This window comes from Pleomorphomonas sp. T1.2MG-36 (assembly GCF_950100655.1).
In the GTDB taxonomy this organism is placed as follows: domain Bacteria; phylum Pseudomonadota; class Alphaproteobacteria; order Rhizobiales; family Pleomorphomonadaceae; genus Pleomorphomonas.
Genome location: NZ_CATNLY010000052.1, coordinates 86,725 through 110,590 on the forward strand (window position 1 = coordinate 86,725; position 23,866 = coordinate 110,590).

24 protein-coding genes are annotated in these 23,866 nt (G+C 64.5%); 9 read left to right on the plus strand and 15 right to left on the minus strand.

Annotation, left to right across the window (positions count from 1 at the left end; translation table 11 throughout):
• Positions 1-116 precede the first annotated feature (116 nt).
• Positions 117-569 carry a MarR family winged helix-turn-helix transcriptional regulator gene (locus tag QQZ18_RS21480; RefSeq protein ID WP_284543042.1) on the plus strand — a complete coding sequence of 151 codons (453 nt, stop codon included), beginning with the start codon at positions 117-119 and terminating at the stop codon, positions 567-569.
• Positions 570-744: 175 nt separating this feature from the next.
• Here QQZ18_RS21480 and QQZ18_RS21485 read toward each other — a convergent pair whose 3' ends face one another.
• Entirely contained in the window at positions 745-2,400 is a 1,656-nt protein-coding gene (locus QQZ18_RS21485) for a methyl-accepting chemotaxis protein (RefSeq protein ID WP_284543043.1), read from the minus strand.
• A gap of 551 nt (positions 2,401-2,951) precedes the next feature.
• Between QQZ18_RS21485 and QQZ18_RS21490 the strand changes: the two genes are divergently transcribed.
• From QQZ18_RS21490 to QQZ18_RS21500, 3 genes are all read left to right on the plus strand, one after another.
• Positions 2,952-5,045, plus strand: a complete 2,094-nt coding sequence (locus tag QQZ18_RS21490; RefSeq protein WP_284543044.1) for a putative bifunctional diguanylate cyclase/phosphodiesterase — start codon at positions 2,952-2,954, stop codon at positions 5,043-5,045.
• 74 nt (positions 5,046-5,119) lie between these two features.
• Entirely contained in the window at positions 5,120-5,962 is an 843-nt protein-coding gene (locus tag QQZ18_RS21495; protein WP_284543045.1) for an alpha/beta hydrolase, read from the plus strand.
• Positions 5,963-5,989: 27 nt separating this feature from the next.
• The gene (locus tag QQZ18_RS21500; protein ID WP_284543046.1) at positions 5,990-6,232 is read left to right on the plus strand and encodes a hypothetical protein; all 243 of its coding nucleotides are present in this window, start codon (positions 5,990-5,992) and stop codon (positions 6,230-6,232) included.
• A gap of 605 nt (positions 6,233-6,837) precedes the next feature.
• Here QQZ18_RS21500 and QQZ18_RS21505 read toward each other — a convergent pair.
• Entirely contained in the window at positions 6,838-9,009 is a 2,172-nt protein-coding gene (locus QQZ18_RS21505; protein ID WP_284543047.1) for a TonB-dependent siderophore receptor, read from the minus strand.
• 168 nt (positions 9,010-9,177) lie between these two features.
• Here QQZ18_RS21505 and QQZ18_RS21510 point away from each other — a divergent pair, with 168 nt between their 5' ends.
• Complete coding sequence (locus QQZ18_RS21510; protein ID WP_284543048.1) at positions 9,178-10,191, plus strand: helix-turn-helix transcriptional regulator; 1,014 nt, start codon at positions 9,178-9,180, stop codon at positions 10,189-10,191.
• A gap of 30 nt (positions 10,192-10,221) precedes the next feature.
• Here the strand turns inward: QQZ18_RS21510 and QQZ18_RS21515 are convergent, their stop codons facing one another.
• From QQZ18_RS21515 to rpsU, 4 genes are all read right to left on the minus strand, one after another.
• A complete protein-coding gene (locus QQZ18_RS21515; RefSeq protein ID WP_284543049.1) occupies positions 10,222-10,938 on the minus strand; it encodes a hypothetical protein in 717 nt (238 codons plus the stop codon).
• 58 nt (positions 10,939-10,996) lie between these two features.
• Complete coding sequence (locus tag QQZ18_RS21520) at positions 10,997-11,179, minus strand: hypothetical protein (RefSeq protein ID WP_284543050.1); 183 nt, start codon at positions 11,177-11,179, stop codon at positions 10,997-10,999.
• A 680-nt stretch (positions 11,180-11,859) separates the two neighbouring features.
• Positions 11,860-12,069, minus strand: coding sequence for a cold-shock protein (locus QQZ18_RS21525; RefSeq protein WP_284543051.1), 210 nt, complete (start codon positions 12,067-12,069; stop codon positions 11,860-11,862).
• Between the two features lie 258 nt (positions 12,070-12,327).
• Positions 12,328-12,609, minus strand: coding sequence for a 30S ribosomal protein S21 (gene rpsU, locus QQZ18_RS21530; RefSeq protein ID WP_284543052.1), 282 nt, complete (start codon positions 12,607-12,609; stop codon positions 12,328-12,330).
• 514 nt (positions 12,610-13,123) lie between these two features.
• On the opposite strand from rpsU, the gene QQZ18_RS21535 reads away from it, so the two are divergent.
• The 3 genes from QQZ18_RS21535 to QQZ18_RS21545 all read left to right on the plus strand — a co-directional run bounded on the left by QQZ18_RS21535 (position 13,124) and on the right by QQZ18_RS21545 (position 14,365).
• Positions 13,124-13,423, plus strand: a complete 300-nt coding sequence (locus tag QQZ18_RS21535) for a hypothetical protein (RefSeq protein WP_284543053.1) — start codon at positions 13,124-13,126, stop codon at positions 13,421-13,423.
• Positions 13,416-13,574 (plus strand): hypothetical protein, encoded by a 159-nt coding sequence (locus QQZ18_RS21540; RefSeq protein WP_284543054.1) that lies wholly within the window; start codon positions 13,416-13,418, stop codon positions 13,572-13,574. The genes QQZ18_RS21535 and QQZ18_RS21540 overlap by 8 nt, the downstream gene beginning before the upstream one ends.
• 155 nt (positions 13,575-13,729) lie before the next feature.
• Positions 13,730-14,365, plus strand: a complete 636-nt coding sequence (locus QQZ18_RS21545; RefSeq protein WP_284543055.1) for a LysE family translocator — start codon at positions 13,730-13,732, stop codon at positions 14,363-14,365.
• 21 nt (positions 14,366-14,386) lie between these two features.
• On the opposite strand, the gene QQZ18_RS21550 is transcribed toward QQZ18_RS21545, so the two are convergent.
• The 3 genes from QQZ18_RS21550 to QQZ18_RS21560 are packed head-to-tail and all read right to left on the minus strand — an operon-like array spanning position 14,387 to position 15,998.
• A complete protein-coding gene (locus QQZ18_RS21550) occupies positions 14,387-15,094 on the minus strand; it encodes a GIN domain-containing protein (protein WP_284543056.1) in 708 nt (235 codons plus the stop codon).
• Positions 15,091-15,675, minus strand: a complete 585-nt coding sequence (locus tag QQZ18_RS21555) for a DUF1700 domain-containing protein (protein ID WP_284543057.1) — start codon at positions 15,673-15,675, stop codon at positions 15,091-15,093. The genes QQZ18_RS21550 and QQZ18_RS21555 overlap by 4 nt, the downstream gene beginning before the upstream one ends.
• Positions 15,672-15,998: a PadR family transcriptional regulator gene (locus tag QQZ18_RS21560; RefSeq protein ID WP_284543058.1), complete on the minus strand. Its 327-nt coding sequence runs from the start codon at positions 15,996-15,998 to the stop codon at positions 15,672-15,674. Before QQZ18_RS21560 ends, QQZ18_RS21555 begins: the two co-directional genes overlap by 4 nt.
• 616 nt (positions 15,999-16,614) lie before the next feature.
• Between QQZ18_RS21560 and catB the strand changes: the two genes are divergently transcribed.
• On the plus strand, positions 16,615-17,244 hold the full coding sequence (gene catB, locus QQZ18_RS21565) for a type B chloramphenicol O-acetyltransferase (protein WP_284543059.1): 630 nt from the start codon (positions 16,615-16,617) through the stop codon (positions 17,242-17,244).
• Positions 17,245-17,296: 52 nt separating this feature from the next.
• On the opposite strand, the gene QQZ18_RS21570 is transcribed toward catB, so the two are convergent.
• From QQZ18_RS21570 to QQZ18_RS21595, 6 genes are all read right to left on the minus strand, one after another.
• A complete protein-coding gene (locus tag QQZ18_RS21570; RefSeq protein WP_284543060.1) occupies positions 17,297-18,748 on the minus strand; it encodes a GGDEF domain-containing protein in 1,452 nt (483 codons plus the stop codon).
• Between the two features lie 277 nt (positions 18,749-19,025).
• The gene (locus QQZ18_RS21575) at positions 19,026-19,553 is read right to left on the minus strand and encodes a YccF domain-containing protein (protein WP_284543061.1); all 528 of its coding nucleotides are present in this window, start codon (positions 19,551-19,553) and stop codon (positions 19,026-19,028) included.
• 146 nt (positions 19,554-19,699) lie between these two features.
• Entirely contained in the window at positions 19,700-20,170 is a 471-nt protein-coding gene (locus tag QQZ18_RS21580) for a YccF family protein (protein ID WP_284543062.1), read from the minus strand.
• 571 nt (positions 20,171-20,741) lie between these two features.
• The gene (locus QQZ18_RS21585) at positions 20,742-21,476 is read right to left on the minus strand and encodes a class I SAM-dependent methyltransferase (protein WP_284543063.1); all 735 of its coding nucleotides are present in this window, start codon (positions 21,474-21,476) and stop codon (positions 20,742-20,744) included.
• 239 nt (positions 21,477-21,715) lie between these two features.
• Complete coding sequence (locus tag QQZ18_RS21590) at positions 21,716-22,699, minus strand: DUF4062 domain-containing protein (RefSeq protein ID WP_284543064.1); 984 nt, start codon at positions 22,697-22,699, stop codon at positions 21,716-21,718.
• A gap of 452 nt (positions 22,700-23,151) precedes the next feature.
• Positions 23,152-23,847 carry a class I SAM-dependent methyltransferase gene (locus QQZ18_RS21595; protein ID WP_284543065.1) on the minus strand — a complete coding sequence of 232 codons (696 nt, stop codon included), beginning with the start codon at positions 23,845-23,847 and terminating at the stop codon, positions 23,152-23,154.
• Positions 23,848-23,866: the final 19 nt, after the last annotated feature.

The window sequence follows — 23,866 nt, forward strand, 5'->3', positions numbered from 1 at the left end:
GGCAGCGCCTGCCCGAGCTCCGGCCGGGGCAGGCCGTCCGCAGTTACACTGAACCCAAATAGATAGAGCGGGGCGGGCGATGCTGCTATCGCTCGTCGCGAGTTGGAGAACCGCCGATGACCGCCGATTCCGATCCTGCCGAACCGCCGCGTATCGACGATCTCCTGTGCTTTTCGGTCTATTCGGCCGGCCTTGCCTTCAACCAGCTCTATCGGCCGCTCCTCGAGGAGATCGGCCTCACCTATCCGCAGTTCCTGGTGATGGTGGCGCTGTGGCAGCGCGAAGGGGGCACGGTGAAGGACCTCGGCGATGCGCTCACCCTCGATTCCAGCACGCTGACGCCCCTGCTCAAGCGCCTGGAGGCGGCGGGGCTGATCTCGCGCACCCGCAACCCGAGGGACGAGCGGCAGGTGCTGCTGACCGTCACCGAGGCGGGCAACGGCCTGCGCGAGCAGGCGGCCAGGGTGTCCTGCGCCATCGTCGAGGCCGTCGGCCTCAGCGCCGAGGCGACCAGGGCGCTGAGGGCCGGGCTCGACGGCATCCGCGACAAGATCCACGGCCGCCAATGAAAACGGGCGCCGGATGAGCGGCGCCCGCATGTCTTTCGGTGGTGCGGCCTTATGCCAGGATGCATTGAAAATGGATCCTGGCATTCCGCTTGCCGATTTCTCATGCCACTGATGCAAATGAGAAATCGGCAATGACCTCAATGAGCGGATGCGTCAGCATCCTCGCGGGTTGGTGTTAGGCCGCGTTGAGGCTCTTCACGAAGTCGCCGACTTCCTTCTGAAGCGAGGCGGACTGTTCGTTCAGACGGTCGGACAGCGTCATCAGCTGCGTCGAGGCGGCGCCGGTCATTTCGGCGGCGGTGCTGACGCCGGAGATGTTGGCGGTGACGTCGGTGGTGCCGGCCGCCGCCCGCTGGGTGTTGCGGGCGATCTCGCTGGAGGCGGCGCCCTGTTCCTCGACGGCGCTGGCGATGGCGGCCGAGGAGTCCTGGATGTTGCCCACCGTCCTGACGATGCGGGAGATGGCATCGACCGTGCCGCCGGTGGCCGACTGGATCTCGTTGATCTTGCGGCCGATCTGGTCGGTGGCCTTGGCGGTCTGGTCGGCCAGCTGCTTGACCTCGGCGGCGACCACCGCGAAGCCCTTGCCGGCCTCGCCGGCCCGCGCCGCCTCGATGGTGGCGTTGAGCGCCAGGAGGTTGGTCTGGGCGGCGATGTTGGAGATCAGCGTCACCACCTCGCCGATCTGCTGGGCGGCCAGCGACAGCGCCTGGACGTTCTGCGAGCTGGTCTCGGCCTCCTTCGCCGCCTCGCGGGCGATGGTGGAGGAGTGGGTGATCTGCTCGGAGATCTCCCGGATCGAGGCCGACAGTTCCTCGGCGCCGGCGGCGACCGTCTGCACGTTGGTGGCCGCTTCCTCGGCGGCGCCGGTGACGGCCTGAGCCTGACGGGCGGTTTCCTCGGCGGTGGCGGAGAGGTTGCGGGCGGCGTCGGCCACTTCGGTCGACGAGGCGCCGAAACCGGTGGCGAGTTCCTGCATGCGGCCGACGAAGCGCTCGGCCCTGTCGGACCGTTTGCGCATGGCGACGTCCTCGGCGGCCTTGGCCGCCTCCTGCGCCTTGCGGGCCGTCTCGGCGTCGATCAGGCTGAGGCGGAAGGATTCCAGGCCACCGGCCAGTTCGCCGACCTCGTCCTTGCGGCCGATGCCGTTGACGGAGATGTCGTAGTGGCCCGACTGCATCGTCTTCATGGCCTCGACCAGCTTGGCGATCGGCCGGGTCACGCCGGAGCTGAGCAGCAGGATGGCAAGGCCGACCACCACCACCACCATCAGGGCGATGATGCCGAGCGTCATCCACATTGACGTCCAGGAAGCGTCGGTGTTGGCGTCGCTGATCTGCTGCGTTTCGCCGATCAGCACGCCGTTGAGGGCGACCGACTTCTTCTGCATGGCGATGAGCTGCGGGTGGCAGTCGCTCTGGAGCAGCGCCAGCGCCTTGGTGATGGCGCTTGGGTCGGTCGACTGCGACAGCTTGATCACGTCGTTGCAGACGCCGGAGACCAGTTGGTGGATGCCGGTGGTGATGTCGTCGAGCTCGGCCTTCCGCTCGGGCACGGCGGTCTTGGTCAGCTCTATGTTCTTGTCGAAGTCGCCCAGCGCCGTCTCACGTGCGGCGGTGGCGGCGCGGATGCCATCTTCGGTTGTCGCGGCGGCGATCCAGTAGAGGCTGGTGCTGAGGTCCGAGACTCCCCGGTTGGCGCGCGAGAAGTAGACGCTGCCGGCCGAGCGTCCGTTCAACAGCTGGCTGTAGCTGTTGTCGATGGTGATCATCTGGTAGGCGGCATAGCCGCCGCCGAACAGCGCGCCGACCCCGAGAAATACTAGCAGCATAGACACTTTTGCCAGTATCGACAAATTTGCGTAAGACAAAGTACCACCCTCCAAAGTTCAGTCTGCACTTTTTGGTGGCAGGCCGGTCCGGATAACAAACCTTCGGAAATTACGGTTAATAAAGGTCTAAGGTTCGGACTAAATTTATCGTTATTTTTACCAGCGATACGCTGTTTGGCTAATAGTTATTTGTAGCTCGCCGGCCCAAGCCGGCGTGCCTGAAGTATTGGTGGGGTCAATGCGTTGAGCTTGTTCCGGTGGTTTCGCCCGGTGCCTCGTCCAGGATTTCCGCGCTTTTCCGCGTGGCCATCCGTCCTCGGCCGGGGGTGGACGACGCGGCGGCGCCCGGCAACGCGCTTTTTCAATAAAGCGAAATCTGCGCGCCAGCCGCAGCTGAAAAATGCCCGATCGACCAATGGTCAAAAGTGGCAGTACTTGTCGAATCAGACAATTTGTCTTTCTTTCAAAAGAGGAATCAAAGCCATACGCGGCTTTTTTAGAATTCTTGTCGCTTTGTGATCCGAGTTCAGACACCGGGGGCGGTCTGAAACATGAAGCAGTCAGCAGATCGCGACCCGGATCGCCTGATGCGCGCGATCCTCAGCCGGGCGCCGGTGGGCATCGCGGTGATCGACCATGGCGGTCGCTACATCTCGGTCAACCCCGCCTATGCCGAGATCTACGGCTATTCCACCGAGGACATGCTGGGCAAGAGCTTCCTGATGGTGTTCCCCGAGGAGGCCCGCGCGGCGGTGCTGGCCCGCCACCAGAGCTTTCTGGACCATGGCGGCAATCTCGGCGGCGAGTGGGCGGTCGTCCGGCGCGACGGCACGAGCCTCACCGTCTGGTCGAACTCCGTGTCGTTTCCCTCCGGTCGCGGCAAGCCGGACCGGCTAGTCTACGTGCTCGACATCACCGAGCACAAGAAGGCGCAGGAGCAGGAGCGCATCGCCGCCACGGTCTACCAGACCACCTCCGAGGCCATCCTGGTGGTCGACGCCGAGCGCCGCATCATCGCCGTCAACCCGGCCTTCACCCGCCTCACCGGCTGGTCTTTCGCCGAGATCGAGGGGCGCAGCCCCGACATGTTCCGCTCCGACCGGCACGATGATGCGTTCTACGACGAGATCCGGCGAACGCTGGAGGCGGAAGGGTATTGGGCCGGCGAGCTGTGGGACCAGCGCAAGTCGGGCGAATATTACCTCCGGGAAACGACGGTCACCGTCGTCAAGGACGCGCTCGACAAGGTCAAGAACGTCGTCGTCGTGTTTTCCGACATCACGGCGCGCAAGTCGGCCGAGGACATCATCCGCTGGCAGGCCAACTACGATTCCGTCACCGGCCTGCCCAACCGGCACATGTTCACCGACAAGCTGGCCGAGGGCGCGCATCGGGCGACCGAGACCGGCCAGACCATGGCGCTCTTGATGATCGACCTCGATCGCTTCAAGGAGATCAACGACACGCTCGGCCATTCGGTGGGCGATCGGCTGCTGGCCAAGGTGGCGGCCCGCCTGCAGGAGTGCGAGCGGCCGGGCGACACCATCGCCCGCATCGGCGGCGACGAGTTCGCGCTCATCCTCAACGGCGTCACCGACATCGCCGAGATCGAGGCGGTGGCGCGTGGCGTGCTGAAATGCTTCGAGGCGCCGGTGACCATCGACTACGAGCAGATGTTCGTCACCGCCAGCATCGGCATCTCGCTCTATCCGGGCGATACCCACTCGCTGGAGGAGCTGTTCCGCAACGCCGACCAGGCGCTCTATGCCGCCAAGGGGTTCGGGCGCAACTGCCTGCATTTCTTCACGCCGGCGCTGCAGCGGGCGGCCAGCCTCCGCATGCGCCTCGCCAACGATCTCCGGCAGGCGATCGCCGAGCGGCAGTTCGTCGTCCACTACCAGCCGGTGGTCGACCTCAGGAGCGGGCGGATCGTCAAGGCGGAGGCGCTGGTCCGCTGGCAGCATCCGACGCGCGGCCTCGTCAGTCCGGCCACCTTCATTCCGCTGGCCGAGGAAACCGGCCTGATCGTGCCGCTGGGCGACTGGGTGGCGCGGCAGGCCATCGCCGAGGTGGCCCGCTGCCGGGCTCTCCATGACCCCGATTTCCAGATGGCCATCAACCAGTCGCCGACGCAGTTCCGCAACGCCGCCTTTTCGGGGCTCGGCTGGGTGGCCGAGCTGGCGCGGCACGGGCTGACCGGGGCGGCCATCTGCCTGGAGATCACCGAGGGCATGCTGCTCAACGCCGAGCCGCAGGTGATGTCCAACCTGATCGCCTTCCGCGACGCCGGCATCGAGATCGCCATCGACGACTTCGGCACCGGCTATTCCTCGCTGGCCTATCTTCGTCGCTTCGACATCGACACGCTGAAGGTCGACCGCTCCTTCGTGTCCGAACTCGACGGCGCCGGCCTCGACATCTGCGAGGCGATCATCGTCATGGCCCACCGCCTGGGGCTTCAGGTGGTGGCCGAGGGCGTGGAAACCGCCACGCAGCGCGACGTCCTGACGTCGATCGGCTGCGATTATGCCCAGGGCTACCTGTTCGCCCCGGCGTTGCCGCCCGCCGCCTTCGAGGCCATGCTCGCCCAGCAGGGGCGGACGGACGAGACCGGCGCCGGCCACCGGGCGGCGTCGGCCGAATAGAGGCGGTTGCCGCGGCGGCCCATCTTCCGTATCGCTCTTGTTGGCGGGCGATGGCCGGCACGGGAGAGCGAATCATGATGCTTGAGACCGACGGATGGAGCGACGTCCGCCTTCCCGGCGCGCGGTGCTTCGAGATGGCCTCCGAGGCGACGGGCGAGACCTATCGCATCCTGGTGCGCATTCCCGCCGAGCCGCCGCCGCCCGGCGGCTACCCGGTGCTGTGGATGCTCGACGGCGACGCCAGCTTTCCGATGTGCTTTGCCGAGGCCCTCCATCCCGCCACCGGACGCGACGGCGGCCGCGCCGACCCCGGCGTGATCGTGGCGGTGGGCTTTCCCGGCGGGGCGCCCTTCGACGTCGACGCGCGGGCACGCAACTACACGCCGGCGCCCGACGGAGACACCGGCGACCACCATTCGCCGGCCTTCGGCGGCGCGGCCGGCTTCCTCGGCTTTCTCTGCGAGGAACTGCGGCCGGCCATCGCCGCCCGCCTGCCGCTCGATGCGACCCGGCAGACGCTGTTCGGCTTTTCCTATGGCGGCCTGTTCACCGTCTACGCCGCGCTGGAGGGCCATGGCCGCTTCCAGCGCTACTGGGCGGCCAGCCCGTCGCTGTGGTTCTCCGGCGGCCTGCTGCTGCGCCGCATGCGGGCGGCGGCGCCGGTGGTGGCCGGCGAGCGGCTGGTGCTGACCGTCGGCCGCGACGAGCAATATCCGGCCCGCGACCCCGGCGAGGAGCGGCGCCGCCACATCGACCGGCGGGCCATGGTCGACGGCGTCACCGAAGCGGCCGTGCTGATCGCCGCCGCCAACCCCGACCTCCGCGCCGAACTGATCGTCGCCGCCGACCACGACCATTTCGACATGCTGATGCACGGCACCCGCCGCGCCCGGCGGCTGGCGTTCGGCGAGGGCTGAACGGCGAAAGGGCGCGCGATTGTGTCGATGACTGACGAAAGAACCGAACTCGGGCTTTCCCTGGAAGAGGGGCTGAAGGAAGCCTTGGCGTGGAAGCGCGGAGAGATCGCCCTTGAGACCGTAAACCTCGATCCCATGCGAGGACGAGATGCCGAAGGGCCATATCAGGCTGGCTCGCTTTTGGAGCACGATATCGGCGTCGCGTTTCGTTCTGCAATTCATGCGGCCTTCGCACTACGGCATGCACTTATCTGCGGCGAGGAAACCTGAGGACGGTGGAACGAACGGGTTCACGCTGGCTCGGCTTTTTGGAGCGCGATATTTGCGTTGCGCTCCATCCTGCCCGAGGTACACCTTGAATTCGCACGCGAATTCAAGCGGCTTTCGCAAGGATGACAACTTGATAGAAAAGGGAAACATCTGGAGTGCTGCCATACAGCTCGATATGCATGAGCGGCAAGCGTTGCGAATGGCGGTGCGATGAAAGAGGACCTCCACCTAACCGATTGTCATTCCTATATATAATTCTGTCATCCTTGCGCAGGCGAGGACCTCGGGCAGGATGGAGCTCGACGCCGATATCGCGCTCCAAAAACCACGCCAGCCTGATACATCCCTTCCTTCCACCGTTCCCAGACTCTCTCGCCGCGGATGCGTGCGTGCCAGAGCGCCTGCGCGGGGCTGCGCGGAATGAAGCCCAAGAGGACAGAAAGCTCATATCTCCCTTAGGGATATCGTGCCGCTCCGCATCGTTCGGGCTGGGCGGCTTTCCAAAGGCCAGAATTGTCCTTCCGGTCCCGCGCGCCTTCCCGGCCAGCAAACGGCGAAAGGGCGACCCGGAGGCCGCCCTTCTTGTTCGAACGTTTTGGTCTCTGTCAGAACGTCGTGGCGAGCTTGAAGGAGACGCTGCGGGGTTCGCCGTAGAAGTTGAACACCGAGGTGCCGCCGACGCGCTCGTAGTACTTCTCGTCGAACACGTTGTTGACGGTCAGCGTCGCCGTCACGTTGTCGCTGAACTTGTAGCCGGCCTGCAGGTCGACCACCGCGTAGGCGGGCGCCTCGATGGCGGTGGCGGTGGCGACGCCCGTGCCGGCGTTGACGGCGCGCGAGACGTTCTTGAACGAGGAGAACACCTTGACGCCGCCGCCGACGAACAGGCCGTCGGACCAGTCGCCGCGCCCGTCGAAGGTGTACTTGGTCCACAGCTGCAGCATGTGCTCGGGGGTATAGAACTCCGAGCCGGCGGCGCGCGTCGTGTTCTTGTACTCGGTGTCGGTATAGGTGTAGCCGAAGGCCACCTCCCAGTTCTCCATCACCTTGCCGCTCAGCTCGGCCTCAAGGCCGCGGAGGTGGGCCTTGCCGACCCCGAGATAGCTGCCGAGGTTGTTCGGGTCGGAGATGGCCCGGTTGCTGTCGGTGAGGTCGAACAGGGCTAGCGAGGCGTTGACGCCGTCGAACAGCTCGGCCTTGAGGCCGACCTCGAACTGCCGGCCGGAGCGCGGGTCGATCAGGGCGCCGGAGGCGTCGGTCGCCGTCTGCGGCTGGAACACCTCGGTGTAGCTGCCATAGGCGGAGACAGCGTCGGTGAGGTCGTAGACGACGCCGGCATAGGGCGTGAACTTGCCCTTCTCGCTCGACGACGTGCTGCCCGAGGTGGTCTCGAACCAGGAGAAGCGACCGCCGCCGATCAGCGTCAGCGGGTCGATCGGCTTGACGCGCAGCTGGCCGTAGAGGCCCCACTGCTCGAGGTCGGTGTCGGTGGCCGGGCCGAGGTTGACCGTCGGCTTGGCGATGTCCGAGTTCCAGTCGTAGATGTTCTGGTTGCCGGCGATGGTGCCGGTGGCGGTCCTGAGCGAACTGTCGGTGGTGCGGTAGTCGGCGCCGGCGATGATGTTGTGTTCCTGGCCGAACAGCTCGAACGGCTTGGAGACATGGGCGTCGAGCGACACGGAGTCCTGACTGTAGTCGCGGGCGAGCCAGCGGGTGTCGGCCGAGCCGTTGATGTCGCCGTTGGGCAGGGCGTAGCTCGACGCGTAGGCGTAGAGGAAGTCCACGTCGACGTGCGAGTAGAGCGCCGACACCTTGGCGTGGCCGCCGTCGTCGAACTTGTGCTCGACCTCGGCGATATAGTCGGTGACGTTGTTCTCGAAGTTGTTCCACTTGGCGCCGGTGTAGGTGGAGCGGTCGAGATCGAGCAGCGTGCCGTTCTCGTAGGTCGGCAGGCCGTTGAACGGCGTGATGTCGCGCTGGCGGTGGTTGATGGTCAGCGTCGCCGTGGTGGTGTCGGTGATGTCGGCGGCGACGGTGCCGTAGGCGACGGCCACCTTGTTGTCGACCGTGTCGGTCCAGCTGTCCTTGGCGGCGAGCGCGCCGACGAGGCGGCCGCGCACGCTGCCAGACTGGTTGAGCGGGCCGGTGATGTCGCCCTCGACGCGCTTGCCCTTCCAACTGTCGAAGATGGTGTTGACCTGGGTCTTGTACTGGTCGGACGCTTGCTTCAGGCGCATGTTGATGGCGCCGCTCGGCTCGGAGGCGCCGCCGAACAGGCCGGCCGGGCCGCGCAGGATCTCGATGTGGTCGACGGTCGCCATGTCAGGCTGGGTACCGTAGATGGAGGAGACCGGCGTCGGCAGGCCGTTGAGGTAGAGATAGTCGTATTCGAAGCCGCGCGAATAGAGGCTGGAGCGGCCGTCGTCGTTCGACAGCACGACGACGCCCGGCGTCTTGCGCAGCACGGTGTCGAGCGAGGTGAAGTTGCCGTCGTCGAGGCGCTTGCGGGTGACGACGGTGGACGACTGCGGCACCTCGCGCTGCGGGCGGGTGTCCTTGTCGCCGACCGAGACCAGCTTGGAGGAATAGCTGCCGCTGCCCTCGGTCTCGTAGGTGGCGCCTTCGACGACGATCGGCTCCAGCTCGGTGGCGTCCTCGGCCTGATCGGCCTTGGCGGTCGGCTGTTGCGCCTTCACGGCGGTGATCGTGCCGGCCAGCATGGTCGTGGCCAGGAGTGCGATGCCGTAGGCCCGGCACAGGCTTCTATAGTCGCTCATCCATACCCCCAAAGGCGGCGGAGCCCCTCCGCCGCGCCCCGGCGGCCACCCTTGCGGGGCGGTCGCTTGCCGAGGCAAATCTTGACTGTGAGATCGCCCTATTCCTATACGTGGTCGGGATGGCGCCCGCTGTCGTTAACCGGTCAGAAACTTATGCAGGAGGCTCACGTGAGCGGAGTGCCGACCCCTTCGCCCCGTGCCGACGGCAACCTGGTTCTGACCCGGCGCGCCTTGCGCACGCAGGGCGTGCGATTGCTCGACGGCGGACGGCAGGGCGACGAGGTCGTCGCCTGCGGCGTGGTCGGCGCCGTGCGGATGGACTCAGGCATCTACGCCAACTTCGGGCGGCGCATGCAGATCAGCGACCTCGAAATGGAGGTGCCGCTCAAGGCCGAGGTGTCGATCAAGATCTTCGTGGAGGGGCACGTCGAGGCGTCGATCGACGGCGAGCCTATCCCCATGCCGCGCCGCACCGCGCAGGGGCGCTGGGTGCCCTCGGCGATCATCGCCTCGCACGGAGAGGGCGCCCGGCTGCGCCGCAAGGCGCGCAAGGGCCAGTATCTCGACAAGATGGTGATCGGCCTGCCGCGCGAGTGGCTAAAACGCTGGCAGGGCTTCGCCGACACGCCGGCCGGCCTGCAAGCGCTGATCGACGGCCGTCCCGGCTTCTGGCACTGGCAGCCGAGCTCGCGCGTCGAGTTCCTGGTGCGGCAGATGTTCGACATCGCCGCCCGCAAGCCGGCCTTCGCCAGCCTGCAGCTCGAAAGCCATACGCTGGCCATCATCACCGAGGCGCTGGGCGACACCTTCGGGTCGGACGCCGATGCGGTGGCCCAGCCCGGCGGCCTGACGGCCGTCGAGCAGCAGCGGCTCTATGCGCTGGTCAAGTGCATCGACCGCAAGCCCGGCTGCGAGCTGTGCCTGACCGACGTGGTGGGCGAACTCGCCACCAGCCCGGCCACCTTGCAGCGGCTGGTGCGCAAGGCGCACAACTGCTCGCTGGCCGAGTTCATCCGCAACAAGTATCTCGACGACGCCCGGCAGGCGCTGATGTTCACCGACCGGTCGATCTCCGACATCGCCTATTCGGCCGGCTACGCGCACCTCTCCAACTTCACCGCCGCCTTCCGCCGTCGCTTCGGCCATCCGCCGTCGCAGCTGCGGCGGCCCGGCGCGGCCTGAGCCGCCCACCGATCGCCAGAGAAGATCCGATCACCAGAGAAGATCGACGGCGGCGTCGACCGCCCGCCGCGTGCCCTTCACCACGGCGCCGGAGGTGGCCTCCACGCCCTTGACCAGCGCCTTGCCGCTGTCGACGGCAAGGTCGACCGGCCCGCGCTGCGGCGCCATCGGGATCGGCTCGCCACCCACCGGGTCGAGGAGCGGCAGCGGCGGCACCGGCCCATCCGGCAGGGCGGAGGCGACCGGGGCGGGAGCGACCGACATGGAAGGCGCGGGCATCGAGGTGCCCGGCACCGAGGCGACGGGCAGGGTGCCAAGGGGCGCGGCGGGCGCGTCCACCCCCGCCACCAGCGGGTCGCGCGTTTCGCAGGAGGGCAGGCAACTGTCGAAGTGGGCGACGTCGGCGGGCGTCTCGCGCACCCGGAACACCTTGCTGATGGCGCTCCTGGGCTTCAGGACCGGCTTGTCGGGCGGCAGCATCACGGGAGGCTCGGCGCTGGGGATGATCGGCAGGTCGAGCGAGGCGGTGGTCAGCGGCGTTCCGCCGATGCTGGCGACGCCGGTGGCCTCGATCGGAGACGCGGCCCCGGCAAGGCCCGGTTCCGTCACGGCAACGCGCGTGGCGACGTGCTGGCTGCCGACCACGAAAACAGCGCCGGCGCATGCGGCGCCAACGCTGATGCCCAGCGCCCACTGCCAGAAGACCACCGTGCAGGCGAAGCGCCCCGATCGACCGCTGCTGACCATCTCCGTCTCTCCGGAAAAACTTCGGATGACCGAGACGTCGCACGGATTCATGGCTTTTTCATCCGGCGAGCTTGGCAAAACGAAGGCATTGTTCGACGCTATGTTGCCGGGGCGGCGGTTCGGTACCGAGGGTTTCTCTGTGCACCCAGACCATGCGGTCGAGCAGCCACAGCTTGGACAGCATGGCGACGGCGAGGCCGGTGAGAAGGAGAAGCTCGCCGAGGGCGGCGAGCGCGGTCAAGTCATTGACTTATATAGGACTGTCATCCTTGCGAAAGCGAGGACCTCGGGCAGGACGAGGCGCTACGTTCATATCGGGCTCCCTCCGGTACTGGGAGATCTATATCGGCCGATTCTTCTATTCTGATTGAGGTCCTCGCTTTCGCAAGGATGACAAATTTATATATGGGAACAAACGGTTAGGTGGCGGCTGTATCGCATCGTGCTGCCCTGGCGGAAGCCGCTTGAGTTCGCGTGCAAGTTCAAGGTGTACCTTAGGCAGAACGGAGCGCAACGCCGATATCGTGCTCCAAAAGCCTAGCCGGCGTGATCCTCCGCGCTCCACTGTCCCGGGATTTCTCGCTGCAGATGCTTGAATGCCATAGCGGCAGATCGGGGGCGGGCTTTGCGGTGGGGGAGATGGCGTGGGCGGCGCGGCGGTGTTTTGGGAACGGGCGGGCAGGGCAGGCGACCGTGCACCTTCGCGATGCCCCAGATAGCAAAAAGACCGGGCGAACCCGGTCTTCTCTCTAGTGCCTCGATGGCCAGTGCCAGTACATCCGTGGTCAAAGACCAGAAGCACAAGTGGAGTTGCGCAACTCACAGTCAGTCATATGGGCGGTGCCGATCGAAATTCAAGGGGGTGTCCCTGAAAATGGCCGATCAAGCTTGCCCCGGGCCGACCGAAGGCGTTTCTCTGCTTCAGGCGGCGCGGAGGTTCTGCGCCGCGTTGCGGCCGGTCCGGCTGTCCTGAACGATATCGAAGCTCACCTTCTGACCGTCGCTGAGCGAGGACATGCCAGACTGCTCGACGGCGGAGATGTGGACGAACACGTCCGGTTGGCCGTTGCCGATCTCGATGAAGCCGAAACCCTTGACGGAATTGAAGAACTTGACGGTACCTTCGCTCATGGAACTATTCCTTTCAATAGCATGGTTTTCAGCGCCCGGCGAAGCGCCGTGCGTGGTTATTTGCGATATTGAAAAGGAAGATCGTAGGGCGCGCGTGCGCTTTAACAAAGTTCGTCAACAAGATCGATGATGGATACATACATCCAAACGGATGTCTTCACAAGCGCTGTGTGAAATATTGCCGAAAATCTAAGCTTGGCCCTTCAATTCGCTGGATTACCCGAGAGAATTTCAGGGCCGCTCAGAGTGTCGCCGCGCTCAGGACTGCTCGGACGCAGTCAACGGCATCGCCGCGGGCCGCGGCCGTGCCGGGCGTTCCTTCGGCTTGGGCATCGGCAGCAGGCCGTCGCGCTGGGCCTTCTTGCGGGCGAGCTTGCGCGAACGCCGGATGGCGTCGGCCTGTTCCCGCTTGCGCTTTTCCGAGGGTTTTTCATAGGCGCGGTGCGCCTTCATCTCGCGGAATACGCCCTCTCGCTGCAACTTTTTCTTGAGGACGCGAAGAGCCTGGTCGACGTTGTTGTCTCGTACGAGAACCTGCACTGAGTTTCCGATCCTTTGGGAGAGCAAGGCGCCGCCCCGAAAGCGGCGATCGACTGGTTCCGTCCGACTTTCGGCCTCGGGCGCCGGAGGGTCCGGCGAAGGCGCAGCGGTGCCGGAAGAGACGGAGGTGTCCCAATTCGCACCCTCCGATCAGCGTCACGCGATCCTCTTATGATATTTCGAGCCCAAATGCCACCCTTTGAAAATAAATCCGTTTTTACCCTTGTGTCGATTTGGGGGCGGGTGCATATTCATTGTCCGTCAATTCGGTTTTTCGACGCCTGAATCTTGTCGTTTTCTGGCAATGGCAAGCTTAAGATTTTCGCGGCGTGCGAGATATCCAAGTATTTCATCTTTCGTCGCGGTATAAAAGCATGACGGCTCGTGTATGCCGCTGAGTCCGTTGGACTCATCGACTTACGAAAGGCCGCATCCCGAGGCAGCAACAGCCGGATCGAACCAGTTCGGCCGGATATCGTCTGCCGCCGCGATTGCTCAAGGGAAGGCTATCATCATGGCAACAACGGACGCGCAACGCCGGTCCGGCCCCTCGGCGGCCTACACCGCCCCCAGCCATTTCTTCCACGTGGGCGACACCGTGCTGGTGCGGCGCAGCTACCTGCACGCCGCCGCTGCCGGAGTCTACCGGGTGGTGGCGACGCTGCCGCCGTCCGATGGCCAGTTCCAGTACCGGGTCCGCAACGACGAGGAGCGCTACGAGCGCGTCGTTGCGCAGGACCGCCTGGAGCCGTTCAGCGCACCGGCTTCCAGCAAACAGGACACTCTCATCAAGAGGACATTCGATCGTGGCTAACAAAGGACAGCAGCGCGGCAACCGGGAAGTGCGCAAGCCCAAGCAGGCCAAGGCCACCGCGCCCCAAACCGTCAATCCCTTCGCCGCCGTGAACAAGGGCGGCGCGACGACCGGCAACACCGGCAATACCGGCGGCAAGGGCAAGGGCTGACAGCCTTCGCCGAGCTGCCCGTCGAGGGGCGCGGTTTCGGCCGCGCCGCCGACACAGCTGACAGTTTCCTGTCAGTGGACCTTCTAGAGAGCGGGCCATGACGACTTGAGAACCGGTGGCAACGGGCCGCCGGTCCGTCGGGATGGTCGCCGCTCATGACTTACGCCGAAAACCTCTGGATCTACTTCCTGCTGCTGGCGGGCATCATTGTCGTGCCCGGCATGGACATGATGTTCGTGCTGGCCAACGCGCTGACGCGCGGCCGGCGCGCCGGCATCGCCGCGACGCTGGGGCTGATGGTGGGCGGCGTCTGCCACACGCTGTTCGGCACGGTGGCGGTGGCCGGACTCAGCCGGCTGATCCCCGCCGTCTCCGGCGTCATGCTGATCGCCGGCTCGGCCTACATGATGTGGATCGGCCTGACGCTGGCCCGCAGCTCCATCGTCGTCGACCGGGTGGACGGCGGCCTCGTCAGGTCGTCGCGGACGGTGTTCGGGCAGGGCATCGTCACCTGCCTCCTGAACCCCAAGGCGTGGCTGTTCATCCTCGCCGTCTATCCGCAGTTCATGTCGCCGGTCTACGGCCCGCTGTGGCCGCAGGCGGTGGCGATGGGCACGATGACCGTCGCCACCCAGTTCGTCGTCTACGGCGGGCTGGCGCTGGCGGCGGCGCGCGGCCGCGACGGGCTGATCGCCAATCCCGGCCTGACCATCTGGGTCGGCCGGGCGGCCGGCCTGCTGCTGGTGGCGGTGGCGGTCTACACGCTGTTGCGCGGCTGGAGCCAGCTGTAGGGCCCGCTCCGCCGGCTTCGGTCATTGCGTCTGGGTGATGCGGCCGCTGCCCATGATCCGCGATTGCCGCATCACCGGCCGGCCGCTGATCTCGACGTTGCCGCTGCCGTAGATCGCGACGGAGGCGTCCGATTGGGCGTTCACCTCGGCATCGCCGCTGCCGTGGATGCTGACCTCGGCCGACTTCGCCGTCAGGTCGTCGAGCCGCGCCGTCCCCGACCCCTTGATGCTCACCGAAACGACGTCGGCGGCGCCGGTGGCGGCGATGGAGCCGCTGCCCATGATGCTCAGCGTCAGCTTGGGCTGGTCGATGTCGGTGAGCGCCAGCTTGCCGCTGCCGTTCATCTTCCAGTCGGTGATCGCCGGTCCCGACAGGGCGACCTCGATGCCCGACGCGCCCCAGCCCGGATCGCAATCGAACGTCAGTCGCTGGCCGTCGATCCGGACATGCCCGATAAGCTCGGGGTCGCCACGGACGACCGCCTCCGCCTTGTCGCCCGGCCGATAGGTGACGGAGGCGGGGATGTCGATCCTGAGGCTGTCGCCAGCGGTGAAGGGCAGGGTGATCTCCCGGCCGGCGGCGGTGGCGCCGCGGCAGGTGGAGGACGAGCCGCCCCACAGCTTCCGCGCTTCGGCCAGGCCTTGCCCGGACAGTCCGATGCCCAGCGCCAGCAGGGTGACCCCGCCGACCAGCCCGGTCACGGCGACGATTGCCAGTTTCCCCATCATGACCCAAGTCCTCCAGCGATCTCTTGGTTTGGCCGCGCAAGGCGGAAATGCAGACGGGCGTAGTGGCCGAGCAGGCGGATGCCCACGCCGAGCCCCATCAGCAGCAAGGCGGCGCCGCCGACGACGCAGCTCAGCAGGCCGGCGCCGATCAGCATGCGCGCCAGCGTTCCGATCATCGTCAGGTCGTTGAAAGGCAGATCGCCGGCGCCGAATATGATGGCCACGGCGACGATGCCTGAAACGCCCAGTGCGCCGGCGATGGCGGTCGTGACGATGAATGCCGCCAGGAGCAACGGCAGCAGCAGGATGAGGTCGACGATGGCAAGGCCGGCCAGCGCAACGGCGGCGCCCACGAGGTTGCCCACGCTCCAGTGGGCCTCGAGGCGACGGAGCCCGGCCTCGGCGCGCAATTCGCGGGCGATGCGGGCCGGGTCGCCGAGGGCGGCGGCCACTTCCTCTTCGCTGCGGCCCGAGGCGTCGGCGAAATGGGCGGCATAGTCGGCGAGGATGTCGTCGATCTCGCGGGGCGGCAGGCCGGCCAGCTCCAGTTTCAACGTGCGCAGGAAAGCGTCCCTGGTCATGGCAGGTCCTCAAGCAGTGTGTCGACGGCGCCGGTGAAGCTCTTCCAGTCGCGGCGGTGGGCCTCGAACACCGACAAGCCCAGCGGCGTGAGCCGGTAGTACTTGCGCGGCGGTCCGTTGCTCGATTCGACGATGCGGGTGGCGACGAGGCCGTCGTTCTGCATGCGCCGCATCAGCGGATAGATGGTGCCTTCGCCCATGCCGACGGCGGCGACCAGTTGGCTGGCGATCTCGTAGCCATAGCTCTCCCCCCGCGAAAGCACGGCGAGAACGCACAGGTCGAGCGCGCCTTTCCGAAGCTGGACGAGGATGGAGTCGGCCATGGGCACCTCATTGTCGAGATGTTGGATATAGCAAGCTATCTGTTTATGCAAGGTACCAGATCGCAGGGGACTTCGCGAGGGCGGGCCGGCGGTCGGGCGGTGTGTCCTGAGGGAGTGGATGGGGGAGTGGAAAGGTCTTGCGAGCGTCATGCCCGTTCCGCTTGATCTGGACTCATCCAGCTCAAGCGGTATCAGTCGCGATGTTGAAGATCGCGCGCCAGTGCAGATAGCAAAGTGCAGATAGCAAAAAGGCCGGGACGAACCCGACCTTCTCTCCAACGCCTCCATGATCAGTGCCAGTACATCCGTGGTCAAAGATCAGAAGCGTCAGTGGTGTGTGTACACTCACAGAATGACAGATAGGTGACAATCTCGGATATTCAAGGGGCAGGGGATGTTTTCCCTGAAATGCGCCCGAACACTGCCTGCCAAGGCCGGCGATTGCAGCGCGGCGTTCCCTGGCTTATCATCGCAGCCGTTGACCCATGAGGACAGAGTGAAAGCCGCACGACGAACCCTCTGAATGATGCCCCGGGCCACGCATCGGGGCGATAGCGCGAAGCCAACCGACTCTCGCGCCGCGTTTCTATGCTCCGTTCATTCAGAGATCGTCACCATGGACAACTATTTCGAAAGCCCCTTCCGGGGCGTGACCCTCGACAAGCAGGTCACCAATCCCAACATCGTCGTCGGCCGCTTCAGCTACTATTCCGGCTACTACCACGGCCACAGCTTCGAAGACTGCGCCCGCTATCTGCTGCCCGACGAGGGCGTCGACCGGCTGATCGTCGGCAGTTTCTGCTCGATCGGCTCCGGCGCCGCCTTCATCATGGCCGGCAACCAGGGCCACCGGCACGACTGGATCAGCAGCTTTCCCTTCTACTGGATGCCCGAGGTGCCGGCCTTCGCCGGGGCTGAAAATGGCTACCGTCCCTCGGGCGACACCGTGATCGGCAACGACGTGTGGATCGGCTCGGAGGCGGTGATCATGCCCGGCGTCACGGTGGGCGACGGCGCGGTGATCGGCACGCGCGCCCTCGTCACCCGCGACGTCGAGCCCTACGCCATCGTCGGCGGCAATCCGGCCAAGCCGATCCGCAAGCGGTTCGACGATCGGCAGATCGCCCTGCTGCTGGAGATGAGGTGGTGGGAGTGGGACGCCGCCGCGCTGGTCGGCGCCATGCCGTTCCTCACCAGCGGCGACGTCGACGGCCTCCACCGCTACTGGCTCGGCCTCGGGGCCTGATGCCGACGCCTGTCCCGCTCCGGCGGGGCAGGCTGCCTTGGCGATGGTGCCGTCAGCGCGGCGCGGGGGCGTCCGGCTGCGTCTCCACCCGGTCGCGGCCGTTCCGCTTGGCCTGATAGAGCAGCAGGTCCGCCTCGGTCATGACGTCGTCGGGCGACGGGGCCGGGCCGCCCTGCCGCGCCACCAGCCCGATGCTGACCGTCATGGTGAGGACGACGCCGTCGGCGAACGACACCGGCGCCTTGATGGCCTGGCGAATCCTTTCGGCGAACGCGTCCGCCTGCTCTCCGGAGCGGCCCGTCGCGAGCAGGGCGAACTCCTCTCCGCCGAGCCGGCCGAACAGGTCGTCCGGCCCGAGTTCGCGGCCGATGGCCTCGGCGAAGCTCGCCAGGGCGAGGTCGCCGGCCGCGTGGCCGTAGCGGTCGTTGATCTGCTTGAAGTGATCGATGTCGAGCGCCAGGAAGGCGAACGGCCGGCCGGTCAGCATAGCCGCCCGCGCGGCGCTCCGGAACGCCTCGGCATTCAGGACGCCGGTCAGCGCGTCGTGGGTGGCGCTGTGCCGGAGCCGCGCCAGCAATTCGTTGCGGTCCCGCATCACCAGGGACAGCGCGACCGGGAACAGGGCGATCAGGGAGATGCCGAGCCGGAGGGAGGCCTGCGCCTTCTGGTCGGTCGGCGCGATGCCGAGAAAGTCGCCGCTCGAAACGGAATAGCCAAACCACAGGCTGAGGAGCATGGCGAGGAGGGCGGTGGACGACACCGAATAGGTCAGCGCCGCCCACAGCAGCGCCGGAATGGGAAAGGCCAGGGCGCCAGGGCCTTCGAAGGCGATCGACAGGATGACCGACAGCAGGACGGCCAGCGCGGGGGCGATGTGCCCGCAGGCCTGCCGCATGGGGTCGGGCCGCGCCCAGTCGAGGGAGCGCCGCGTGGGCCTGGCCGTCAGCAGCACCGGCAGAAAGATCATGTAGTTGCTGAACTCGGTGGCGAACCAGTAAGTCCAGCCGCGCCAGTAGCTGCCGTCGAACAGGATGTGATCGGTCGGCGCGCCGACCAGCCCGGCAGCGGCGGAACCGACGCCGCAGGCGACGATCAGGCCGAGGGCGGCATTCGGCGCCTCCAGGAACGACCGGTCGCCCGCGAAAGCCTTCCAGGCGAAGTAGCTCGCGAGGACGCTGACCATGTTGCCGGCGTTGAGGAGGGCGGTGTGGGCGATGGACGAGCCGAGATAGAGATCCACCAGCACGTAGGACGCCGCCGCGGCGAGAATGCCGGGCAGGCTGGCGGAGGACGGCAGCCGCATGAACAGCGCCAGCAGCACGGCATTGGCGGGCCAGAGCGCGGCCAGAAAGCCCGGCGGCCGCGTGATGATGCCGGTGAGGCAGCTCGCGGTGACGCACAGCGCGACGATGGCGGCGGTTTGCCAGTTCGAGCGACCAAACCCCAGCAGACGGCGGTCCGGTGGCTTGGTGTCGGGGATCATGGAGAACGCATTTCCGATCATACGCCTTGCTTCTCGGTGTTGGCGCCGCTTTCGGGTCGCAGACGCTTCCGGCATGGCCGCGAGGGCAATGGGGCCAGAGTGCTCCATAGGGGACGCCATCCCCGGTCGGCGGTCGGGCATCACTCCGGGAGGTGGTATCTGGCGAGGTCGCTCTATCGGTACATTGCAGTTCTTATATATTCGTTATCCCCATCAGGGATTGTGTCTATCGCCCGTCGCGGCGACGGGTTGCCGGGCCTGCCGGACGAAACGCCGCTTTCCCGCCGGGTTCGGCGTCCTATCTTGCCGTGGCCGGCGGCAGGCCGCCCGGCCGGTCGGCCCGCCCGTCGCGGCTCGATTGCCGGAGGCGGGCGCGGGCGAAGCGCTCCACCGCCGCCTGCTGGCGGGGAACGGTGGCGAGATCGGTGCTGATGACGCGCTGGCCGGCCGGCCAGGGCGCAATGCCGGCCAGCTTGAAGCATTGCCGGCCGAGCGGGAGGCCGCGCACCGTCAGGCAGCAGAGGGCGCCGAGGATGAGATAGGCGGCCGAGAGCAGCATGCCGAAGGTCAGCATCCACAGGGTGCCGAGCGCGAGGCCGAGGATGCGGCGGGCCGGCGTCACTGGCGCGTCCTGTCCACCGAGATCGCGAACGTGCACGGCGTCGCGGCCGAAGGGGGAGATGCTGAGCCCGGCCATCTCGATGGCGGCGCGGCAGAGCGGCTCGCCGCCGGGAACGCGGCCGAAGATGGCGGCGCCGACAAGCCAGAGGCATGCCGTCCAGCCTCCGCCCAGCGCGAACCACATCAGCCTTGCCGCGAACCGCACAGCGCCCTCCCAAACCGTCGTCGATCTGCCAAGGCAGGTTACATGCGGCGAGTTGTCTGGCAATGGGCCGGAAACGCCATGGTGGTGGCTTTCTGGCGGGAGGCTTAAGATTGGAAGGCGTCCAGGTCGCAACTGTCTGCCGCCGCTCAGCCGGCGCGGCGGCGGGCGAAGGTGGCCTCGGCGGTCTGGCGGCGGGCGACGTCGGCCAGCTCGATGCTGACGACGCGCCGGCCGACCGGCCAGAGCGAGATGCCGGCCAGCTTGAAGCATTGCAGGCCGAAGGGAATGCCGATGATCGTCAGGCAGTAGACGATGCCGAGCGCCAGATAGGACAGGCAGAGCGCCAGGCCGAAGGTGACCAGCCACAGCACGTTGAACACGAAGCCGACGGTGCCGGTGACGGCGGTGACCGGCGTCACGCCCTTGCCGTCGAGCTCGCGCACGTGGACCACGTCCTTGCCGAAGGGAAAGGCGCTGAGCTTGGCCATCTCGATGGCCGCCCGCGTCAGCGGCAGCCCGACGATGGACAGCGCGAACACCGCCGCGCCCAGAAGCCACAACAGCGCCGTGAAGGCGCCGCCGAACACGAACCAGATGACATTGCCGGCAAGCCGCATGATGGACCCCTCGGGGAAGACGCAAAATCCGTCAACGGGATAGGTGGGGATCGCGCCGGGGGAGGGCAATCGGGGAGTATGAGATTGGGTCCTATTTTACGTATATTTTGACGTCGTTGCTTTGAAGTGACTCAAAAATACTGTGTAATTCATAATAATCAAGATAAGTTAGTGCAAATAATGTCCATCTTCTTCCTTTTATAAGTGTTTTTAGTTTGTATTCTATCGAGATTATATTGGTTATTACCATAATTTCTTCTAGTTTTTCGTGGTTCTTATCAACTATAAAGTTCGGAAATACGATTACTAATATTCTCCATTTGGGGCGTTGTGACGGTCTAATGTTTGCCATTTATTTAACTACGGGCGATCTGGGAAATTAGAATGGAAGATTCAGTTCCGATTTATGGCTGTGCCGTTGACGCTGTCGCGAGCGCTGCCGGGGCTTACTCGTACTCCGGTATGTTTGCTGCTTCTCTAGCGACGATAGGCGAGAGGCGGCAATAGAGCCGATAGACTAGTATTTGGCGAGCCGCCCGCCTTTCGTCGCGGGCGGCTCGATGTTCGTGGATTACGGCCTGTGCACCGCGACCAGCAGCATCATCGGCCGCTCGACCTCCTCCTCGGAGAGGTCGGGCGAGCGGCTGACCTCCTCGGGCGTCGGGCCGAACTCCCTCAGCCGCCGGAGCGTGAAGCCCTCCTCGATCAGGGTGTTGAGCGTGGTGGCCATGGTGCGGTGGTACTTCAGCACGTCTTTCACGAACCACTCGGTGCGGCGCTCGCCTTCGATCGAGTAGCTGTTGACGGGCCAGATCTTGCGGCCGTCCTCGTCGACCAGCCAGCGCGGGTGCGCCGGCGCCATGTAGATCGGGTGCTCGGTGGTGAACACCAGATCGCCGTTTGGCACCAGCGCGTCGTGGATGGTGCGCATCAGGCGCCTGATATCCTTGACGTAGTGGAAGGCGAGCGAGCTGTAGACGAGGTCGAACGCCGCCTCGGGCAACTCCAGCGTCTCGAGGTCGGCGATGCGATAGTCGATGGCCGGGTCGTCCGTATCCTCATGGGCGCGGGCGATCATCTTCTCGGAGAGGTCGAAGCCCTGGACGGACGCTGCGCCTTGCGAGCGCATCCAGCGCGAGGCCCAGCCGAAGCCGCAGCCGAGATCGGCCACCCGCTTGCCCTGGATTGGAGGCAGCATGGCGCGCACGGCGGGCCACTCGGTGGCGCCGTCGAGGCCGATCACCTGCCGGGGGTATTGGGTGTAGCCGGAGAAGAACTCGGGATTGTCGTAGATGTTCTGTGCCATGGTCATGTCCTTGGAAAAAGATGGGACGAGGCACACGTCCAACGCCAAAAACCTCGTCCGCGAGGGCGAGGCCAGGGTTGGCGATCCGCTGGTTCAGCTTGCGTGGTCGACATCCCGGCACCCCACCGTGGAGATGCCGGCCAAGCGGGAGACAATGTGGGTGTCCGGTTCGACCATGCTCAATTTTTGCGAGAGGTTGGCGACATTGTCAAGCGGGAGCATTCGAGCCGGCGGCGTGGCTATGCTGGATAGTCCTCCGAAGCCAACTGCTCGGCATAGCCGACGAAGTCCTTCCCATAGTCAGTAAGTATGAATCTCGTGTCGGTTTCTATTCTTCCGAAAAATTCTCGCTGAATTTCATACGCAGATATGAGCTTATTGAGAATGTATTCCTCTATGAGTCTGTCGCACATGATGACTTTTAGATTTGTGTTCTGTGAGTTATCAAAAATTGAATTATCAATCTCATTTTTAACTTGCATCTCAGATGCGCCCATTGTGAACACTCTGCTTATGATCGTGAATGTTTCATATATGTCGATGTCTTTTCGAGTGTCGTCTTCCGTCGTAATGTATTTGTTTATATTTTTACTTCTCATGCTCTTTATTCTGGCGACGACCTCTCTGGGGGGTATTTCTGAACTAGAAAATCTCTCGATCTCGGATTTTAGCTGTCTGTTTTCCTCAGATAACTTTGCTATTTCGTTCGCAACTGTTGGTGAAGCTGCCTTGTCGGCTTTTACCCAGCCCGTCCGAGGAAAATTTGTAAACATACTGACCAATGTTGTGGTCACCTTTGCCGCTAGCTCGTCACCGTTCTTCCAGTAATTAACTAGTTTTCTTTCGCATAATTCGCGGAATTTATTTATTTTGTCGAGCTTGCTGGACTCAACTTTACTCTGAGGCCAGCGTTCTCTTGCTGAGTTATGGAGCAGAAATGCCGCAACAGGTACACCTCTTTCTATCGCGTATTCATACTCCATCTGGGTGTAACTCTTGTTTTTAAGTTCGGATCCGTAGCGCTCTCCAACGATAACAATGTAGTAATCCGACTCGTCGATCCGGCGTTTAATATAATTCCATTGCGTATCGTCAGATGCGTGGAATAATTCCATTCCAATAGGAATGTGTCCCAGGCTTAATATTTGCTCTATTACAATTCGGCGCTCATCCTCCAGATCTGAGAAAGTCGAGCTGACGAATACCTGAAACTTGACGTCCATTTTTCCCTCTGGCGAGCTAATACAATCTATTAGGGTCTATACTTAATTCTTAATGGCGACTATTCAATAGAAAGGAGAGTGGTAATTGTGGCTTCTCCGTGAAGGAGGCAGCTGTGCCCAACTCTGTATACAGCCAATTTAGGCAAGCCATCTTAGAGAAAAAGCAAATTAGCTGCACGTATAAAGGATTAGTTCGCTATATTTGCCCGCACGTCATAGGGCTGAAACACGGCAAAGAGCACGTCCTTGCATTTCAGTTCGATGGTGAAAGCTCTCGTGGTTTGCCCCCGGGAGGAGAGTGGCGCTGTATGGCCGTTGTAGATATATCAGCAGTGACAATTATGGCAGGCCCTTGGTACACGGGCACTGGTCATTCTCAAGACCAAACCTGTGTGGATGAGGTCGATGTGGAAGTCGACTACTAACTGCCCCCTCCGCTGCGGAACATCCGTTCACACCTTCACCGTCGAGAAGAAGATGAAGCGGGGCTCGGTTGTCAGGGATTTGTAGGCGTCCGGAAACAGGTCGCGGGCCTCTGGGGCGGGTTGTGGTTCGCGAACCGTTTCGATGCGGAAGCCAGCTGTCTTGAGGGCGTCGAACATGGCGTGCAGCGGGCGATGCCAGAAGCGCATGGTCATGGTTTTTCCGCCGCGCTGCCACGTGTCGTTGAAGCCGTAGGTCTCGAAGTAGTTCTCATGGCCTGCCAGTTGGTGGTCCATGAACGGATGATGGGTGGAGAAGACGAAGCGGCCGTTCGGGGATAGCAGGCGGTGGAACTCCGACAGAGGGCGTGACCAGTCGGGCAGGTAGTGCATGACCAGCGAGGCGACGATCAGGTCGAAGGAGCCATCGGCGAAGGGCAGGGGTTCGTTCAGGTTGGTCACCAGCAGGCGCGCCCGGCCGTTGAGGCGGCGTTTGGCGATGTCCAGCAGGCCGGCGCTGGCGTCGATGCCGGTCAGTATCGCCCCGCGCTCGACCAATATCGCGGCGTGGGCTCCGCCGCCGCATCCCGCGTCGAGCACCCTGAGCCCGTGGACGTCTCCGGCCAGCGACAGGATGGCCGGCCGTTCGTAATGGGCGTTCCAGGCGTTGGTCTCGTTGTCGGCATCATAGGCCGCCGCGAAGGCGTCATAGTCGTTGTCGGGCATCGTCTGGCTCCGGCGCCGC

Bases quoted from the DNA above. Each gene is read 5' to 3' on its own strand.
- QQZ18_RS21480 (WP_284543042.1), top strand. From the start codon at position 117: ATGACCGCCGATTCCGATCCTGCCGAACCGCCGCGTATCGACGATCTC.
- QQZ18_RS21485 (WP_284543043.1), bottom strand. From the start codon at position 2,400: ATGCTGCTAGTATTTCTCGGGGTCGGCGCGCTGTTCGGCGGCGGCTAT.
- QQZ18_RS21490 (WP_284543044.1), top strand. From the start codon at position 2,952: ATGAAGCAGTCAGCAGATCGCGACCCGGATCGCCTGATGCGCGCGATC.
- QQZ18_RS21495 (WP_284543045.1), top strand. From the start codon at position 5,120: ATGATGCTTGAGACCGACGGATGGAGCGACGTCCGCCTTCCCGGCGCG.
- QQZ18_RS21500 (WP_284543046.1), top strand. From the start codon at position 5,990: ATGACTGACGAAAGAACCGAACTCGGGCTTTCCCTGGAAGAGGGGCTG.
- QQZ18_RS21505 (WP_284543047.1), bottom strand. From the start codon at position 9,009: ATGAGCGACTATAGAAGCCTGTGCCGGGCCTACGGCATCGCACTCCTG.
- QQZ18_RS21515 (WP_284543049.1), bottom strand. From the start codon at position 10,938: ATGGTCAGCAGCGGTCGATCGGGGCGCTTCGCCTGCACGGTGGTCTTC.
- QQZ18_RS21525 (WP_284543051.1), bottom strand. From the start codon at position 12,069: ATGAGCGAAGGTACCGTCAAGTTCTTCAATTCCGTCAAGGGTTTCGGC.
- QQZ18_RS21535 (WP_284543053.1), top strand. From the start codon at position 13,124: ATGGCAACAACGGACGCGCAACGCCGGTCCGGCCCCTCGGCGGCCTAC.
- QQZ18_RS21545 (WP_284543055.1), top strand. From the start codon at position 13,730: ATGACTTACGCCGAAAACCTCTGGATCTACTTCCTGCTGCTGGCGGGC.
- QQZ18_RS21550 (WP_284543056.1), bottom strand. From the start codon at position 15,094: ATGATGGGGAAACTGGCAATCGTCGCCGTGACCGGGCTGGTCGGCGGG.
- QQZ18_RS21555 (WP_284543057.1), bottom strand. From the start codon at position 15,675: ATGACCAGGGACGCTTTCCTGCGCACGTTGAAACTGGAGCTGGCCGGC.
- QQZ18_RS21560 (WP_284543058.1), bottom strand. From the start codon at position 15,998: ATGGCCGACTCCATCCTCGTCCAGCTTCGGAAAGGCGCGCTCGACCTG.
- catB (WP_284543059.1), top strand. From the start codon at position 16,615: ATGGACAACTATTTCGAAAGCCCCTTCCGGGGCGTGACCCTCGACAAG.
- QQZ18_RS21570 (WP_284543060.1), bottom strand. From the start codon at position 18,748: ATGATCGGAAATGCGTTCTCCATGATCCCCGACACCAAGCCACCGGAC.
- QQZ18_RS21580 (WP_284543062.1), bottom strand. From the start codon at position 20,170: ATGCGGCTTGCCGGCAATGTCATCTGGTTCGTGTTCGGCGGCGCCTTC.
- QQZ18_RS21585 (WP_284543063.1), bottom strand. From the start codon at position 21,476: ATGGCACAGAACATCTACGACAATCCCGAGTTCTTCTCCGGCTACACC.
- QQZ18_RS21590 (WP_284543064.1), bottom strand. From the start codon at position 22,699: ATGGACGTCAAGTTTCAGGTATTCGTCAGCTCGACTTTCTCAGATCTG.
- QQZ18_RS21595 (WP_284543065.1), bottom strand. From the start codon at position 23,847: ATGCCCGACAACGACTATGACGCCTTCGCGGCGGCCTATGATGCCGAC.